This is a genomic window from Rhizobacter sp. P2_H2, from assembly GCF_056403375.1.
In genome coordinates this window covers 1-525 of sequence record NZ_JBFUFP010001852.1, presented here as the reverse complement: position 1 = coordinate 525, position 525 = coordinate 1, and the positions used below count along the sequence as shown (strand labels likewise).

General features: G+C 67.6%; 1 protein-coding gene. It reads right to left on the bottom strand.

The features are described 5' to 3' along the window. Positions 1 to 525 (bottom strand): AMP-binding protein (locus AC1D15_RS36585; protein WP_477829948.1); only part of this gene is annotated, 525 nt, incomplete at both ends.

Here is a 525-nt window from a genome sequence, read left to right as displayed (position 1 = left end):
CTCCCAGGCAGCAGGGTTGATCGGCTCGCCGACCGAGCCGAGGATGCGCAGCGAACCCAGCTCGTAGTTGCGCGGATGCACGGCTGCATTGCTCTCGGCTGCCTTGATCAGCGAGCGGATCGCGGTCGGCGCGGTGTAGAACACGCTGACCTTGTGGTCCTGGATCATGCGCCAGAAGCGGCCGGCGTCGGGGTACGTGGGCACGCCCTCGAACACGATCTCGGTACCGCCCAGCGCGAGCGGCCCGTAGGCGATGTAGGTGTGGCCGGTAACCCAGCCGATGTCGGCGGTGCACCAGAAGATGTCGTCGGGCTTCAGGTCGAAGGTCCACTTCGTCGTCAGCGCCGCATGCAGCAGGTAGCCGCCGGTCGAGTGCTGCACGCCCTTGGGCTTGCCGGTGGAGCCGGAGGTGTACAGCAGGAACAGCGGGTGTTCGGCGCCGACMCATTCCGGCTCGCAGGTGACCGGCTGCGCGGCCGTCAGCTCGTGCATCCAGCGGTCGCGCGCAGCATCGAACGCGATCTT